The organism is Ensifer sp. VA4 (genome assembly GCF_055710065.1).
The window spans coordinates 143,881-160,277 of sequence record NZ_JBVQPO010000009.1; the positions used below are offsets into that span (position 1 = coordinate 143,881).

Below are 16,397 nucleotides of genomic sequence, written 5' to 3' on the forward strand. Positions count from 1 at the left end.
GACCGATAGGCGCTGAGCTCAATCCTTCCAGAACAGCGGCGTCAGGATAACGAGCACCGTCAGGATTTCCAGACGACCGAGCAGCATCATGACCGACAGCAGATAAAGTGTCCGATCCGACAAGGCCGAGAAATTGCCGGCCGGTCCGATGATCGGCCCAAGCCCGGCGCCGACATTCGAGAGTGCGGTGGCAACGGCGGATGCGGCCGTGACGAGATCATAGCCCATTGCGCCCATCGCCAGGCTGCCGAACGCCCAGACGAACATGTAGGCGGTTCTAGACCTCGGCCGGCGCCTCATGCGCCTCTTTATTGGAGGCCATCCGCCCCAGTAACCGGCCATCTCACCGGTCAAGTCGCCCATAAGCTCCGGTGCGCCACGCCGGTGGATCAGCGACGCGCCCTGTCCGGCCTGTATCGAGATGAGTTCGCTGCGCCCCTGCTCGATTGCCGCATTGCGCAATTCAGCGCTGAGTCAATTGCGGATAGGAAAAGGCGGCAGCTCGGCGACGTCGGAGCTATTTCATTCATGAGACAATTTCGCAGGCTGCGCGCGAGGCCGCTTGATTTAGATTGTCTAAGCCGGGCGGGACTTCCCTCGCCTTGCCTGAAGACGATGCCGCCGAGGATGGAAGCGGTTTGCGCCAGCGCGGCTATCGCCGTCGTCAGGCCCGCCGGCGTGTGGGCGAGGATGACCGTGGCTCCACGGACACACCGGAAAAATGCGCGGATCGCATCGGGGCGAAGCGTTAATACGTGCTTTGATGGCCTCGGAGCGCCGAGAACCGCGTGCCAGCTTAATGGTTAAACTTCTCACGCCCTGTGAGGAAGACTTTCGTCGCCTCCCCGTCTCCTGAACCGGACCGCGCCGTGGCGTCATCGCGCCGCCCGACGGTTTTGTCATTCTACATCGACCAGAGGATCGATAGCGGAGCGGCGTGCAACTTCTCTCCAAACGCAGTTACACGATCATGGTCGTGAAGCACTAGACCACGGACAAAACGATCTCCGACCGCCTCCTGCAGTTGCCTCAATCCTTTGAAGTCCTCCGATTTGACCGTCGCCGACGCCTTCACTTCAATTCCAATGATACGCCCTCGTCTGTCCTCGATCACCACATCCACCTCATCCTGGTCCTTGGTCCGGTAATGCGAGAAGGAGAAGCGACGATCCGACCAGGAAGCGAGTTTCAGAAGTTCGGAAACCACAAAGCTCTCCAAAAGTGCACCAAACCTGGTTTTGTCCCGCCGCAGCGTTTCCAGGTCGTCGTCTCGCAAACTTGCGAGAAGACCGGTATCAACGAAGTGGAGCTTGGGGGTCTTCACGAGCCGGCTGAGGCGATTATTCGACCAAGGGGCGATAGTGCGCACCAGAAAGAGGCGCTCAAGTATTGCCACATATTTCTGCGCTGTAACACTAGATAATCCGAGCGCCGCCCCAAAGCTGCTGTGGTTGACCAATTGCCCGGAATGTTCGGCAAGAACGTTAAGCAATCTTGGCAAACGGTCGAGCTGGTCTATGTTGGCGATATCCCGCACGTCACGATCGAAAATGAGAGACACATAGTCCTCGAGCCATGCAGTTCGGCGGGCAGGTGTCGATCGACGTAGAACTTCCGGGTACCCCCCCTTCAAGACGACATTCATCAATTCTTCGCCGAACACGACCTCGCTGCGGGTCGTCGGCTCATCGCCAGCGAAGAGGGCATCGAGCATTTGACCGGGCGTAGAGTGGAGTTCGGATTGTGCAAATGGAAGCAGTGAAACCACGGCCATTCGCCCGGCGAGGGAATCGGCGATGGCTGGCACAGTTGCAAGGTTGGCAGATCCAGTCAGCAGGAAACGGCCGGGATCTTCGTAACGGTCGACACTCTCTTTGATGGCAAGCATCAGGTCGGGCGCACGCTGCACCTCGTCGATAACAGCACGGTCGATGCCACGAATGAATCCCGTCGGATCGGACCTCGCGGCGTTCAGTGTGCCCGCGTCGTCGAGCGTGATGTAGGGACGATTGGCATCCGAGAACTGGCGCGCAAGCGTTGTTTTGCCCGCCTGACGCGGGCCTGATATGAGGACAACACGCGTGTCCGCCAGTGCCGTTTCTACAACGGATCGTGCTTTTCGATCGACGTAAGATTTTGCTAGGAGGCCGGTCTTCATCCGACTATTTTTAGTTCATTTTTCGTCCAATTTAAAGTGATATGGCGACCAATTTAAAGAGAAAATTCGACCGTTCGCGAAATTCCATGTGCGGGAAAGCCATCCAATGGAGCAGTCCTACACCAACTACCTCCGGAGGTCGCGAATTGGGTGTCTGGCGAGGTGGCGGCGATTGGGTGGGGTTGCCGGCGACGACAGCTTCCGGCCGCCGGATCAGTGGGTCATCGCCAAACCAGGAGATAGTTTGCAAAGGGGACGTGAAGCGGAATCTCGAAGAGCCTCGTTACATGCTGGTCGTAACCGTAGTCTGCGACCCCGCACCACAAGCAAGAGCGATTTTCGTCAATTCGACTCAGCGAGGCTCAGCGGGAAATTCCGCAGATTGATGCCTCGATATTTATCAATCAATTCTAACTCACGAAAAGATCAGGGCTTTTGGGCGCGACAAGTCATCACCTTGACTTATTTCTGCGTGTAAAGCCTGCTTCATCCGTTCCACAATGCAACCTTGAGCACGACCGATGACTCCCGCCCGTTTCACCCAATGCCTTCTTGTTCTTCGTTGGACGCCGATCAATCTGGCGAGCGCCCTCCATTGCAACCTTGCATGGATAGAGGCGATGGAGACCGGCGAGGAGAAAGTGCCGGAAGAACTAGCGACCTGGCTCGAGACACTGGCACGCACCCATGAGGAGCTCGGCATCCCGGTCACCTATCGCGGCAAGGGCCTGGAGCCCGCATCGAGCCGTGCTGCACGCCGCTGACCGACATGGTTGGCGCCTACCAACGGGGAGCGCCCAGCTAACGAGGATCGACTGTTTCCGGGGCGATCGCCAAGGCACCCGCCCGACTTAGGGAACCGCAGCGCCACAGACGATAGGATTGCTGCGTGTCCCAGTCGTAGTAGTAGGCCGCACCCAGCCGCGTTGCCTTCGCGAAATCGGAAAAGACCGTGCGCATGGCGGCCATCGCGCCTAAACGCTCACGATCATCGACGGGACAGGTACGCGCCGTGTTGGCGATCCCCCATTCCGTCACCCAGCATGGCCGGCCGCTCTCCGATGGCTTGCAGAAATCGAGGAGCTTGGTGACGACGGATCTGATCGCGCTCGGATCCTTGCGGGCGGGGTAGATGTGGATGCCATAGGCATCGACAAGCTGGTCCATTCCCCGGGCCCGCAGAAGTGTTATCACCTCAGCCGGATCGAGCCGCTCCATGCCCTGTCGGTCCGCTTCCTTGGCACCCATGTCGGAGAGCCCGGCGGAGACGATGGCGGCGCCGCTGCTCTTTTCACTTTTGCGCACCTCGTCCCGCGTGATCTTTAGCACCTCAATATAGCGGTCCAGACCTTCTTCAAACGCTGCGCGATCCTTGAGATCGGCGAGCATTCGCGGCGTTGGCTGACCGGGTTTTGGATAGACGGCAAGGTCGCCGTTGTAGCCGGCAAGGTTGATCTCGTTTCCAGGCTCCACCGCGTCGAGGCGAACACCGAGAGCATCGAGGCGCATGAGCGCTTCGCGAAGGCCTACGCGATACCGATCGAGATCCAGATCGGACAGGCGGTTGATGTCCCAGATGTGCCCCTCGCCGCTGCGGGGTCGAACCGCATCCCCATAATAGCTTGTGTTCGAAAGTTGGATTTCGAGCAGGATGCGCAGGCCCAGCCGGCTGGCTATGGCGACGGCCTCGATGCTTCTGTCGACTGGCCGAGACAGGGAAAGACGCACATGCGTGGCGCCGCTTTCGGCGATCTCCTTGAGCACGCGCTCCTGTTCGCGGGGATCGAGCCAGGCGAGGTTGAGGCGATTGACCCCGTAGTGCGCAAACGCCGCGTCGTCGGCCAACGCCACAGGCGCGCAGACGATCGCCGCCAAGGAAATCTGGGTGGCAAGGAGCAGCGCCCTTGGCGCTGCCCTCGTCATATGGCGATCAGATCCCAACCTGTTTAAGCGCACTTTGGAAGTTCGCCTCGCAAGCCGAGTACCGCTCGGTGACGGCCTGTGCGTCGATCTTGGACAGGAAGTTGGCAAGATGGGTGCGCTTGTCACCTTCACGGTTCCACACGCCCGCCTCGATATAGGGGAAGCCGATGAATTCGAGCATCTCCCGCATGCGGTCGTCGACGGCGATCATCAGCGACGGCGTGCCCGCCTGCATGCCGATGACGCAACCGTGGAACCGCCGGCCGATGCAGAGGTCGCGGGACGACGACCAGGCGCGCCACTGGTTGGTGTCGAAGAACACCAGGAGCTCGTTCTGCCTCTGCCACTTCTCCTGATGCTTGTATTCGGTCTTGCCGGTGATGCGTCCGCTCGACCGGTCATAGACCGGAGCGTTGTCGTCGACGGGAAGGGTCAGGTTATAGGCGACAACCTCGTCCTGGATAACGTAGCTTGCGATGCTATCCGGCTTTAAGAGCGCATGGGCATCGACGATCGTGTCGGCGACGCTGCCGAGATAGCCGCCGAGCGCGAGTTTCTGAGCCGATGCCAGGTCCGCATTGGCAAGAGACGTCAGCGAGCGCCGCATCTCGTTCGGCGCGAAGAAGAGCGACGGGCAGCCGGTCGGCTTGACGAACTTCATGCCTTCGGCCCTGAGGAACTCCGCGGTGAAATAGCCGCGAGTCAGAAAGAAGCTTTCCTTCTGCTTCAACACCTCGAGGAAACGCAATGTGCCGGCCGGCAGGTTCTCCTTGAGCCCCTCACGCTTCTGGATGCCGATGCCCATCACCAGCACAGGCATCTTCAGTTTCTCAAAGACATCGGCTTCGAGGTCGGCTGAATATCCCGGACGCAAGAGGTTCGCCGAGGCGAACACGCACATGTCGAATTCCTTGTTCAGCGCCTCATAGACATCGTTGGCTCCGCGGCTGTTGGCCAGGTGCCAAAAGGGCACATAGGTCACATCATGGCCGCGCAGGGCGTAAGCTGCCCCCTCGCCGATCAGGTAGTTGCCGGTGTTGGCGATCTTTTTAACCTGGTCGATCAGCTCCTTCTTGCTTCGGATGTCGTCGAAGTAGGGCTTGTGATGAACCGTCGCACCGGAAACGCGCGAGACGGTACGCTGGAGATAAGAAGGAATTCCGGTGAGCAGGATACGCATCGATACACCTGAGTTGTGGACTGACCGACAGAGTTGACGAAGAGCGCGGGCGGAATGAGGAGACGTATGCGCGATCTTCCTCTTTCCGCCCGAACATTATTAAATCGATCGCATTCATGCCTCGGGTGCGAACGCACCCGAGGCGCTGCGATTTACTGGCCGATGCCGATCTCGCGCAGCACCGTGCGGAAGTTGCGTTCGCGGTCGGAGTAGCGGTCAACCAGTTCCGACGCGTTCAGACCGGCCAGATGGTCGGCAACGAACTGCGCGCGGTTTTCCGCCTTTTCGAGGTCTTGGACTTCGACCGCCGGCAGACCGGTAAAGCCCAGCATTTCGCGCATGCGGTCGTCGACCGCCACCATCAGGCTGGGAACGCCCGCCTGCATGGCGATGATCGAGCCGTGGAACCGCCGGCCGAAGTTGAAGTCCATGTGCGAGGCCCAGGCGCGCCACTGGTTGGTGTCGAAGAAGGTGCGCACGTCGAACGGCACCTTCTGGCGGTCGGCGCCCGGAAAAGTGAGATCGCCGAGCATCTTGCCCGAGCAGGAGTCGAAAACCCTGCCATCGGCATCCGGCTCGACCTTCATGTCGAAGTGCAGGAACTCGTCCTGAATGACATATTGCGGCTTCGCGCCCTCGGGGTTCAACGCAAGGGCATCGACAATGCAATCGTGATTGGCGCCGAGATAGCCCGAGAAGATGGTCTTTGCCTGGCCGATCTTGACGTTCGGCAGCTTGCGCATCGACGCGCGCATGTTGTTCGGCGCGAAGTAGACCGAGGGGCAACCAGTCGGCCGAACGAACTTGAAGCCCTGGTCCTTCAGGTAGCCGGCCGTTTCATAGCCGCGCGTCAGGAAATAATGTTCACGGTCCTTCAGGACCTCGAGCAGCCGCCTCGTTCCTTCCGGCAGGCCGGTTTCGAGATCCTTGCGGTTCTGGTGGCCGATGCCGAGCATGACGATCGGCATCTTGAGCTTGCTCAGAACATCAGCCTCCGCATCCGCGGAAAGTCCCTTGCGCAAGAGGTTCGCGCAGGTGAAGACGCAAATATCGAAGTTGTTGTTGAACTCTTCGAAACCGGTGCCGTTCTTGTGGCAATTATAGAGGTGCCAGAACGGAATCTGCTTGGCGTGCGGTGCGATGGCGCGCAAGGCCCCCTCACCGATCAGATAGTTACCGGTGTTGCTGATGTTGCGAAGCTCCTGAAGAAACTCGTCCTTGGATTCGGGCTGCTTTTGCCGTTCCGAATAGGAAACCGACAGGCCATTCGCGCCATTGGCGAGGCGCGTGTAATGACCAGGAATTCCCGTCAGGAGGATTCTTGGACGCATGCGTATGTCCCTTCTAGTTGAATAGTCGCCCGGCGCGCTCAAACTGCTGCTGCGACGCCGGTATTGGTTGTCTCACGCGCACGGATGACCTTGGCGCGCGAAAGAGATGAGTTGCTCACGGCGCCGTCGCACCAGCTAAGGAATTCCGCGAAGGAATTGGGCCAGGCGCGTCGCGCCGCCGTTCTGAGGCAGCCTTCCATGATGGGGGCAAGCAGGTTGCGGTCGCGGGCAACCTCGGTGATTGCCTTGACCATGTCTCGGACCACCTGCGGATCGGAAGGAGCGTCGATCAGGATACCGTCCTCGCGATCGACGATGAGCTCGTCCACCGCACCGACGGCGGTCGCGATCGGAACGCAGCCAAGCTGCTGTGCTTCCGCGATCATCAAGGGCGCACCTTCCCAGCGCGACGGCATGACCAGCACGTCGGCCCAGCCGAGCGCCTTGATGAGATCCCGGCTGGCAAAGACCGGCGGACGGACGTCAACGCCAAGCTCCTTGAGCCGGTCCGTCCAAGAGAAGCTGGCGTCGGCCAGGATCTCGCCCCCGATTGCGCGCGCGTCGAACGGCACATGAGCTGCGCGCAGTTCCGCAATCGTCGCGGCAAGCCGGTCGATGCCCTTCTGCTGGTCGAGGCGGCCCATGTAAAGCAGCCGCAACCGATCGTCCTTGCGTTCGATCCGCCGCACCTGCAGCACCTCCGCAAGCACCTTGGGCGGGACCGAGAAGCTCGCGCCGTTCGGAACCGCAAAGATCTTCTCAAGCGGCACGCCGAAGCTATGCAGATAGAACTTCAGCTGTTCCGAGCAGGTCAGGAACGCGTCATAGCAATGCTCATGCGCGATCGCTGCGAAAGGCTGCCCGGCCGGGCGCTTGAACGGCGTGTTGTCGACGACGTGCAGATAGCAGGCCGTGCGCGTGCCTTCGGAACGCAGGCGGGCGATCAGCGGGTGCATCGCCATGACGTGGTTGTTGATGACGAGGTCGAAGCCCGAAAGCTGGCCCTTCAGTGCGCCCCAGTCGACCTCATGATGTTCAGCAATGAAGTCCTGTCCAAGGAAGGAACCGGAGCCGCCCCAGGCCGGAATGCCCTGATCCCAGAAATGAACGTAGTCGAAGCTCGCATCGAATTCGTCGATCACGTCCATTCGGCTGGTACCGAGCACGAACAGATGCGTCTCGTAGCCGGCGGCGCGCAGTTCGCGGGAGGCAGCATAGATCACTTTCTCAGCACCGCCGAAGGAGGCGTTCGGCACGAGCAGAGCCGCCGTCTTCTTTCCGGCTTCGCTGTGCCCGAGCGGCAGCACCGGCGAACCGCCGATTTCGCTGCGCAAGGCCTTGTGCAGATCGGAATAGGGCATGAGGCGTGGCGGCCGCCAGGTCCAGCGGCGGCCGGCCGTGCGACGCAGCGGGCTCGTGGCGATTGCGTTGACGCAGTTGATCATCACCTGTTGCGGCGTGATCAGCGTCCGGCGCGGCAGAGCCCGCGGGAACGGGAACCGCACATTGAGAACCGCCGACGTCGGCCAGACCTGCTGGCTGCCGATCGAGGCGAACCAGTCGAGCGCGTTGTTGCGGATGACGTCGCGCAGAAGCGCCGTCGAAATGAAGATGAGATCCGGCTGGCCGACATGCTCGGTTCCGGCATCGCGGAAGGTCGGCTCGATCTTGCGCTGAGTTGCGTCGTTGCCGAGATGGACGAAGACGACGTTGGCCTTTTCGCTCAGGCGCTCGAGATGGCACAGCACGTTCGGCAACATGCGCGAGCGCAGGAGCAGATCGATCGTCGCGCCGCTGCCAGCCATCACGAAGGGCGGAAAGTGCACGTTGTCCGGTTCGCCTGTGTTTGCCCAGAAGGCCGGAATGATGTCATCGAGGCGCAGCCGCTTCGGCTGCTTGGTCGGGTCGGTGAAGAATGAGATTGCCGCGTCTTCGGTGCGGGCGAAGAGATAGCGCGGGCATTCCTCGTGTTCGAAGTCGACGAGCATCGGCCGCTGGAAGAGCGCTCTGTGACGCTTTCTGAGGAAGCTGACGGACATCGCACGGTCGCGGTTGGCTTCCTTGAAGCGGCTTTCCGCGCGCAGCCGGTATTCGAAGGTCGTCTCGTGGCAGGGCGTACCAACGAATCCGTGCTCGACACAGGAAAGCCAGAATTCCCAGTCTTCGAAACCGTTCTGCCGGTCGTCGTTGAAACGAACACCCTCCCGGAAGACATCGATGGAGATCATCGAGCCTGTGTCACAGATGTTGTCGGTGATGCAGTGAACCAGTCTGGAATAGTGGTTGCCGTAGTGCGCTCGCCAGCTAACCGAGAAGGTATCGATGTTGGTGTAGACCCAGCCGGCGCCGCTCTCACGCAGTTGCCGGTAAAGGGTTTCGATCGTGCCCGGCAAAATCCGGTTGTCGGCATCGAGAAAATAGACGGCCTTCGCTTCGGACAGGTTTTCGAGCACATAGTCGATGGCCCGATTGCGCGCGCCACCCGGCCCCGCATTGCGGCCAAAGACCACATGGATGTCGGGATGAGCTGCAGAAAACAACAGCAACTGATCGAAGGTTTCGTGCCGCGGATCGCCGTCGACGGAGACGACGATGGCGATCCGGCAATCTGAAAGCACCGAAGCCAATGCGGATTCGATTGCCTCGAGCGCCAGTGCCGCGTGCCCGTAAAGCGGCATGGCAATCGCGATAAGGTCGCGGGGATCGCTATTGCTGGACATGAGACGCACCACCCGATTGCTTCACCATCCGGAAGCCCGACACCTTGAGCCAGGAAAAATCGACGGAGTCGGTGACCGCACGGCTGAGGATCATCAGATCCATGGGCTGGCGCACCGGCTCGTCCAGTTGGAAATTGATGTTGATCGGCTGTTGGTTCGTCACCTCGCGCCAGCCACTGAAGAAGGCCGAAGGCTTGGCGGAACCCTTGCGGGCGAGCTCGGCCACTTCCGAGCGCGCGTTCGAATTGGCGGGCGCAAGCAGGAAGCTGACGGCGGCAGGGGCGCCCTTTGGATGATCGACGATGGCGCTTGCGGAAAACGATATGGTTCCAGGCTCGATAGCGCGACCGATTGCACCGGCCGACACCCCGCTCGCCAGCGGATGGCAGACGACCGCGTTGTCGTGCTCGAGGAAGCGTACCGTCTGGAATTCCGGAACCACCGGAGTGACGGAAACATCGACGATCTGGCTCAAGAGATCCACCGACAGCCGATAGTCCTCGATGAAGTGACCGTCGAGCAGCGCCGTTGGCGCGATCATGTTGGGCATGCGTGCCGGCTTGACGCCGGGAAGGCCCGTATAGATGCGAAACGCGAGCGGCCGCAGATCGAGGTCGGCATGACGCGTCTCAGAGCGTGCCGTGTAATGCTCGCTGGCAATGGGGTAACCGAGCGAAAGGCCGATGGTTTCCGAGCCGGTGGTCGACACCCTCACCCGTAAGGTTCTTGCGCCGCCGCCGCAGGTGCGCGGCAGGGCGAAGAAATTCCACGTTGGCACCAGTTGCGAAAACGGCACGGACCATTCGGCGACACCTTCGCCGCTTTCAACATAGCTCAGGACAACGACCAGTTCGCCGCCGTCACGTGGGACCGAATTGAAATGAAGCGCAATGCCAGCCACACCATGGCTGGAAACCGGCAAGAGCTGTTCGACGAAGGCATTGGCGATCAGATGGCCGATCCCCTCATCCTTGGGGTCGACATAGGGATCGTGCGCAAAGACCTCGGTGACCGGCTCCCAGTTGCGGGCCTGGAAGGCATCTTCGAGCGCACGGTAGTTTTCCAGCAGCGTTTCGCGCTCACGGCGCAACAGCGCGAGTTCCGAGGTAATTGCACTCGAAAATCGCGCAAGACGCCCGACACCGCCATCGACGAGCGCCTGAATGAGGGCGGCACTTTCCGTCGCCGTGTGTGCACTCAACCGCTTGACCGGGAATTCCGGCACGGTGCCCAGCGCACGCAAGGAGATGAGCCGCTCCGTAAGGTCCTCCTCCCCCTCTTTCGAGAAGGCGAGCCCGATCAGCGGGAATACGTTTTCGAGAGTGGTTTTCTCCCGATCCCCCGCAGGAAGGAAATGGACCAGATGCTCGATGCCGCTCCCCTCGACACTCGCCCTGTCGTGATCCGATGCCACCACCAGCTTTCGCTTCGCCTGCGAATACCTCACGCCAGAAGACATCAACTCTTGCACGCGCCACCTTCAAAAAATAAACAACTTCCCTCTGAAGTTGAATTCGCCGAGACGAAATAAGTCGGCGAATTCAAGCTTCTACGAAAATCATACCAAGGTTATTTGCAGTGCACAATAAGTTATATTTGTGTTTCTCATGAAATAATACTTCGGATTTTGAAGTATTATGCAGATGAAACCAGTGAAATATTAGAGGGCGAGGCATTGCCTGTTGCCTTATCCAGCAACATCATCTGTCGGGCGATGCAATCACCCAGCCGGAACCGCTGCTCGATCGTCCGACGGGCGGCCGCACGCATCTCGGTATACTTTTCCGGATGCCGCAACGCTTCGGATACGACACTCGCGAGCGCGTCGGTATCGAAGAACGGCACGAGCATGCCGTTGCGACCGGAACTCACCACTTCCTGCATGGGGGCGGTATCCGACCCAATGACCAGTGCGCCGCAGGCCATGGCCTCCAGCACCGACCAGGAAAGGACAAAGGGATAGGTCAGGTAGATGTGAGCCGCAGAAATCTGGAAGAGTTGCCGCAACACGGCATGCGGTACTGTGCCAGGAAACAGGAACCTGTCGGCCGGCACATCCAGGGACTGGAGGAGATAATCCTTCCAGGAGCCTCCGCCCGGTGGAGGAGCGCCGTAGCTGACGCCGTCGCCCCCGACGAACACGAAGAGCGCATCGGGGTGTTCCCGCGCGACTTTCGCAGCCGCGGCAAGCGCCTGTGGAAAACCGCGATAAGGTTCGAGATCACGGGCGACGAAGGTGACAATCGGCGGGTCGCCGGCCTTCAGCACCCGCCCATCCGGAAGCTTGAGGGAGGCTGATGCATCCGGGCGGAAGACGCGCGTATCCACTCCCTCATGGCAGACGGCGATGCGTCCCCGGTGCTCGGCCGGATAGAGGCTTCTCTGCCAATGGGTGGGGCTGATGCCGCCATCGATTGCTTCCAGCGACAGAAGCTGCGCCATGTTGCGCAGGCGCAGCCGCTTTCGCGTGTCCGAATCGGGCTGGTCGCCGGGGGCAAAACCGATGTCCGCCCCGTCGGCGCGATAGAAGAATTCGCAATAGCCGAGTGCTGGAACGTTCGGCAGCACGTCCTTGACGAACATCATGCCGCCCCAGCCGGTGTGCCCGACGATGACATCAGGCACCTGGCCCTGCTTCGCCATCGCCTCGAAGGTCTCTGCGACCCGGTGACCTATCCGGACGTGATGATCCGGGACACCCAGATGCCTTGCCATTTGCGCATTGGCCTGCGGGCCCGGCTCGGCCCTGTGGCGGATGACCCTTGTGGACGGAATCCGCTGGTCCACGGTTTCCGTCACGAGGGTTACCTCGTTTCCCGTCTGCGCCAAATGGGCCACGAGAGCGGCGAACTGGCAGAAGCCGCGCCGGTGTACAAATGCTACGTGCATGTTCCTAGCCTTTTGCCGATGAAAGGACAGCGTTCGCGCCGCGGCTCAGATGCCGTAGCGCGTTGCATTCCCCCAAACCAGCTCAAGCCGGTGCAGCGTTTGAAATGCGGTTTCGAGATTGCGTCGGTCCTGCTCGCCGTGGCTGAGCACCCGCTCATAGGCGCCGGCGGCTTTCCTGAGCGAATCGCAGAGCTGCCTGCCCTTCTCCGAAAGCCGGATGCGCGCCGAACGCCGGTCGCGCTGCGATGCGGCCCGATCGATATATTCCCCATCGCCGAGCTGCTTCAGATAGTAGGAAACGTTGGAACCGACATAGTGGCCGCGATCCAAAAGCTCAGCCACGGACACTTCGGCATCGCCGATCGCGAGCAAGACCATGGCTTGCGCCGGACCGATGTCGTCGACGCCAAGCTTCGTCAGCTCGGCGCGCAACAGCCCGGTAAAGCGTCTGCTTGCTCGCTCCATCATCCGCGCCAGCTCGAAATACGTGACCACGGAGGCTTCACTCTCCTGGCCAATATTTTCGTGTTCAGGGGCACTACCAACTGCGTCATCCCCGGGGCGGATGGCAACAGCGCCGCCAAAATCTGCGAACGGATAGAGAATCTTTTGATTCATCCCTCTCTCCAACTAAGCATTACTACAATATTCAAAAATTGCTTCAAATTTTGAAGCAATTTCCGGCCCCCTTTACTCCCCCCGAATACGATTATCTTGAGCATTCCACCATTATTGTGTCACACTTATCACGGCAACACTGTGATTTAAGTGATAACAAACAAAATAGCTTGCTCAAGACCCCAACGAACTTATCCAGAAAATCGCCACGCGTGACAGCAAACGAGGCAATATGATTAGCAAGAACCAAATTGGGCCAAAGACGGCGCAAAATGGAGCAAACGATCCACGGCTGCTTATTTTGAAGGCGCGCCGCGTGTTCGTTTTGGCACTTATTTATGCAGCGGTGCTGAGCGCCTGCATCGGCATCTTGCAGCTGTCGACGCCGCTTTACATGATGCAGGTCCACGACCGGGTTCTCAACAGCCAGAGCATGGACACGCTCACCATGCTGACGATTCTGGTCGTCGGCGCGCTCATCATCTATGGCGTGCTCGAATATATCCGGGCGCTGACATTTCAGGCGATGGGCAGTGCGGTCGTGCGCTGGCTGAACCTGCCAGTGCTGACGGCTGCCGTGCAGGCGGCGGCCGATCAAGGGCTGACCCGCGCGACCCAGTCGCTACGGGACCTGGCTGAGTTGCGCAGCTTTCTCACGACCTCAGCCGTCAGTGCGCCGCTCGATGCCGCCTGGTCGCCGATTTTTCTCGGCGTGCTCTTCGCGCTGCATCCAATGTTCGGCCTTCTTGGCGCCATTTCAATTGCCCTGCTCGTATGTTGCGGTTTGCTGACTGATTTGCTGACTCGCCGGCTGATGAAAGAGGCCAATCAAGCCAATATCGAGGCCGTCTCGAAAATTGGTGCGAGCTTGCGGCATGCCGAAGCCATCGAGGCGATGGGCATGCTTCCGGCCCTCGCCCGCCGCTGGCGTGCGGCGCAACTGCATGCGCTGGACGCGCTCGAAGTCAGCGGCAGCCGAAGCAAGGCGATGGCGTCCATCACCCGCTCGCTGCGGTTCATGATCCAGGCGGCGGCGCTGGCGACGGGCTCTATCCTCGTGATGAAGCAGGAGATTTCTCCCGGCGCGATGATGGCGACAACCATTCTGACGGGGCGCCTGCTCGCCCCATTTGATTCGATGATCGAAAACTGGCGCCAATGGGTGCTCGCCATTGCCAGCTGGCGCCGCATCGAGGCGGCCCTCAAGGAAGATCTGGCCGTACGCCAGACGATGCCGCAGCCGCGTTCTCAGGGTGATCTCGTCGTCGACAAGCTGGTTTATGCCGCCCCCGGCCTCGATGTTCCGATCATCAAGGGAATCGGGTTTACGCTTTCTCCCGGCGAGGTGCTTGGCATCGTCGGCCCGTCGGCTGCGGGAAAATCGACGCTCGCGCGGCTTCTGGTCGGCATCTTGAAGCCGACCACCGGTGGCGTCTTCCTCGACGGCAACAACGTCTATCTCTGGGAGCGCTCATCGTTCGGACAGATGACGGGCTACCTGCCGCAATCGGTCTCGCTGCTCGAAGGGACTATCCGCGATAACATTTCGCGCATGGAGGAAGGCGAGCCGCAAAAGGTGCTCGATGCCGCCCGCCTTGCCGACGTGCACGACATGATCGGCCGGTTGCCGCTTGGCTACGATACACCTGTCGGTGATGGCCACCTGACACTTTCCGGCGGTCAGCGGCAGCGAATAGCACTTGCCCGCTGCCTTTATGACCGCCCCCGCCTGATTGTCCTCGACGAGCCAAACGCCAACCTCGACGCGATCGGTGAGCGCGCGCTGATTCGCGCCATCGAAAAGGCCCGCAACGACGGCGCGATCGTCATCATGATCGCCCACCGGCCGACCATCATGCAGGCGGCAGACAAGCTGCTCGTCCTCGAGAACGGCCGCATCACCCAGTTTGGACCGCGCACCGACGTGGTCGCATCCATGACCCCTGGCGAACCGAGACGGGAAGGCGCTTCCGCATGACGAACAAGCCAAAACTGCCGATCGCGCGGGCCGCAAAGAACGCGGTGACAACGCGTGGCCCGGAGAACCTGCCTGCCATCGTCGACCGGCCTCATCCGCTCCACGGGCTGGAGGTCGATGCGGAAGGCAGCGCCACCCGTCCGCTGCGCGGCGTGGTCCTTGCAGGGCTCACGACGATACTCGTCGCCTTTGGCGGCTTCTTCGGCTGGGCTTTCTCGACGGAGCTCAGCAGTGCTTCCGTCGCAAGCGGCACCATCGTGGTCGATTCGAAACGCAAGACCGTCAGCCATTTCGAAGGCGGTATCTTGAACCGGCTCCTAGTGCAGGAAGGGGATCGGGTTGCGGCCGGGCAACCGTTGCTCAAGCTGGAGGACACGCGCGCACGCTCTGACCTTCAGGCGCTGCAAAGTCGTCGCATCGGCCTGATTGCAAAACTTGCGCGTCTGCGCGCGGAGCAGACCGGAGTGCAATCAATCGCCTTTCCGAACGACCTGACCGCAACATCTGATGCGACGGCCGAGGATGCGATCACAGCGGAGACAAACTTCTTCGAGCGGCGGCGTGAAGCCAAAACCGGCCGCCTGGAGGTTCAGAGCAAGACGATCGAGGAGTTTTCCGAAAAAGCGAAATCGCTTGCGGAGCAGCTCCGCGCGACCGATCGCCAGATCGAACTGATTAGCGAACAGCGCACATCAATCGCGACACTGGTCGAGAAAGAATACGCGCAGCGCTCGAAGCTGATCGAGATCGACGCCAAACTCAGCGAACTGGCCGCAACCCGCGGCGAGCTTGCGGGCAACAAGGCCCAAGCCGAGAAGGCGGAAGCCGGCGCCGAGCTCGGTTTGACCGGGATCGAGAATGAATTCCAGTCGGAGATTGCCGGGGAAATCACCACGGCCCGTCTTGAGCTTTCCGATGTCGAAGAGCGACTGGTGGCCGCCAAGGACGTCCTGACGCGTCTCGATATCCGCTCGCCGCAGGCAGGGATCGTCACCAATATTCAGCTACGCACGCCGGGTAGCGCCGTCTCGGCCGGCCAGCCGCTGCTCGATATCGTGCCTGAGGACGAACCGCTCCTCGTCGAGATGCATGTCGGCACCCGTGACATCGACAGCATCGGTATCGGTTCGAAGACGCAGATCCGGCTGACGGCCTACAACCAACGCACGCATCTGCCTCTTGACGGCGAGATCAGCTATGTGGCGGCCGACCAGTCGGTGGATGAGAAATCGAATGTCTCATACTACGTGGCGCGTGCCCGCATTGCGCCCTCGTCGCTGAGCGCCAACCCTGACATTCGGCTCTATCCGGGCATGCCCGCCGAGGTTCTGATCGTCCACAAGCCACGTTCGGCGATCGACTATATGGTCTCACCGATTGCGGACAGCCTGAACCGGGCATTTCGTGAAGACTGAACCAGGAAATCGAAAGACAGCTGATGCCGGCGAAATTCAGTTTCGTCGGCAATTTGCTTCTAATTTTGAATTTATTTCCAAGTAATACCAAAGATACTTACCCCTTATATCGTGGGGATAATCATCAAAACGACACACTAGATACATCCTAGGTAGAAAATAATAATACAGTACGTCCGTATTTC

The 16,397-nt window shown here is 60.2% G+C and carries 11 protein-coding genes and 1 pseudogene; 3 read left to right on the top strand and 9 right to left on the bottom strand.

From position 1 onward, the window contains the following. Window positions 1-18 precede the first annotated feature (18 nt). Together AC0C6X_RS17225 and AC0C6X_RS17230 are read right to left on the bottom strand one after the other, a co-directional pair. A pseudogene (locus AC0C6X_RS17225) lies at window positions 19-270 on the bottom strand (TrkH family potassium uptake protein); the annotation flags it as partial. A 634-nt stretch (window positions 271-904) separates the two neighbouring features. Further along, complete coding sequence (locus tag AC0C6X_RS17230) at window positions 905-2,158, bottom strand: ATP-binding protein (RefSeq protein WP_472954247.1); 1,254 nt, start codon at window positions 2,156-2,158, stop codon at window positions 905-907. A gap of 521 nt (window positions 2,159-2,679) precedes the next feature. Here AC0C6X_RS17230 and AC0C6X_RS17235 point away from each other — a divergent pair. Further along, entirely contained in the window at window positions 2,680-2,922 is a 243-nt protein-coding gene (locus tag AC0C6X_RS17235) for a hypothetical protein (protein WP_247960455.1), read from the top strand. A 37-nt stretch (window positions 2,923-2,959) separates the two neighbouring features. Here the strand turns inward: AC0C6X_RS17235 and AC0C6X_RS17240 are convergent, their stop codons facing one another. From AC0C6X_RS17240 to AC0C6X_RS17270, 7 genes are all read right to left on the bottom strand, one after another. Beyond that, a complete protein-coding gene (locus AC0C6X_RS17240; RefSeq protein ID WP_472954447.1) occupies window positions 2,960-4,057 on the bottom strand; it encodes a glycoside hydrolase in 1,098 nt (365 codons plus the stop codon). Between the two features lie 31 nt (window positions 4,058-4,088). After that, entirely contained in the window at window positions 4,089-5,261 is a 1,173-nt protein-coding gene (locus AC0C6X_RS17245; protein WP_472954250.1) for a polysaccharide pyruvyl transferase family protein, read from the bottom strand. A gap of 152 nt (window positions 5,262-5,413) precedes the next feature. Further along, window positions 5,414-6,592: a polysaccharide pyruvyl transferase family protein gene (locus tag AC0C6X_RS17250; RefSeq protein ID WP_173518237.1), complete on the bottom strand. Its 1,179-nt coding sequence runs from the start codon at window positions 6,590-6,592 to the stop codon at window positions 5,414-5,416. Between the two features lie 38 nt (window positions 6,593-6,630). Next, entirely contained in the window at window positions 6,631-9,312 is a 2,682-nt protein-coding gene (locus AC0C6X_RS17255) for a glycosyltransferase (RefSeq protein WP_472954252.1), read from the bottom strand. Then, on the bottom strand, window positions 9,299-10,771 hold the full coding sequence (locus tag AC0C6X_RS17260) for a DUF6212 domain-containing protein (RefSeq protein ID WP_472954254.1): 1,473 nt from the start codon (window positions 10,769-10,771) through the stop codon (window positions 9,299-9,301). Before AC0C6X_RS17260 ends, AC0C6X_RS17255 begins: the two co-directional genes overlap by 14 nt. 176 nt (window positions 10,772-10,947) lie before the next feature. Then, window positions 10,948-12,201 carry a glycosyltransferase family 4 protein gene (locus AC0C6X_RS17265; protein ID WP_472954256.1) on the bottom strand — a complete coding sequence of 418 codons (1,254 nt, stop codon included), beginning with the start codon at window positions 12,199-12,201 and terminating at the stop codon, window positions 10,948-10,950. 45 nt (window positions 12,202-12,246) lie between these two features. Then, window positions 12,247-12,819, bottom strand: coding sequence for a MarR family transcriptional regulator (locus AC0C6X_RS17270; protein ID WP_472954449.1), 573 nt, complete (start codon window positions 12,817-12,819; stop codon window positions 12,247-12,249). A 232-nt stretch (window positions 12,820-13,051) separates the two neighbouring features. On the opposite strand from AC0C6X_RS17270, the gene AC0C6X_RS17275 reads away from it, so the two are divergent. Both AC0C6X_RS17275 and AC0C6X_RS17280 read left to right on the top strand, forming a co-directional pair. After that, window positions 13,052-14,797 (top strand): type I secretion system permease/ATPase, encoded by a 1,746-nt coding sequence (locus tag AC0C6X_RS17275; protein WP_247960461.1) that lies wholly within the window; start codon window positions 13,052-13,054, stop codon window positions 14,795-14,797. Then, complete coding sequence (locus tag AC0C6X_RS17280) at window positions 14,794-16,212, top strand: HlyD family type I secretion periplasmic adaptor subunit (protein ID WP_472954258.1); 1,419 nt, start codon at window positions 14,794-14,796, stop codon at window positions 16,210-16,212. Before AC0C6X_RS17275 ends, AC0C6X_RS17280 begins: the two co-directional genes overlap by 4 nt. The last annotated feature ends 185 nt before the right edge of the window (window positions 16,213-16,397 follow it).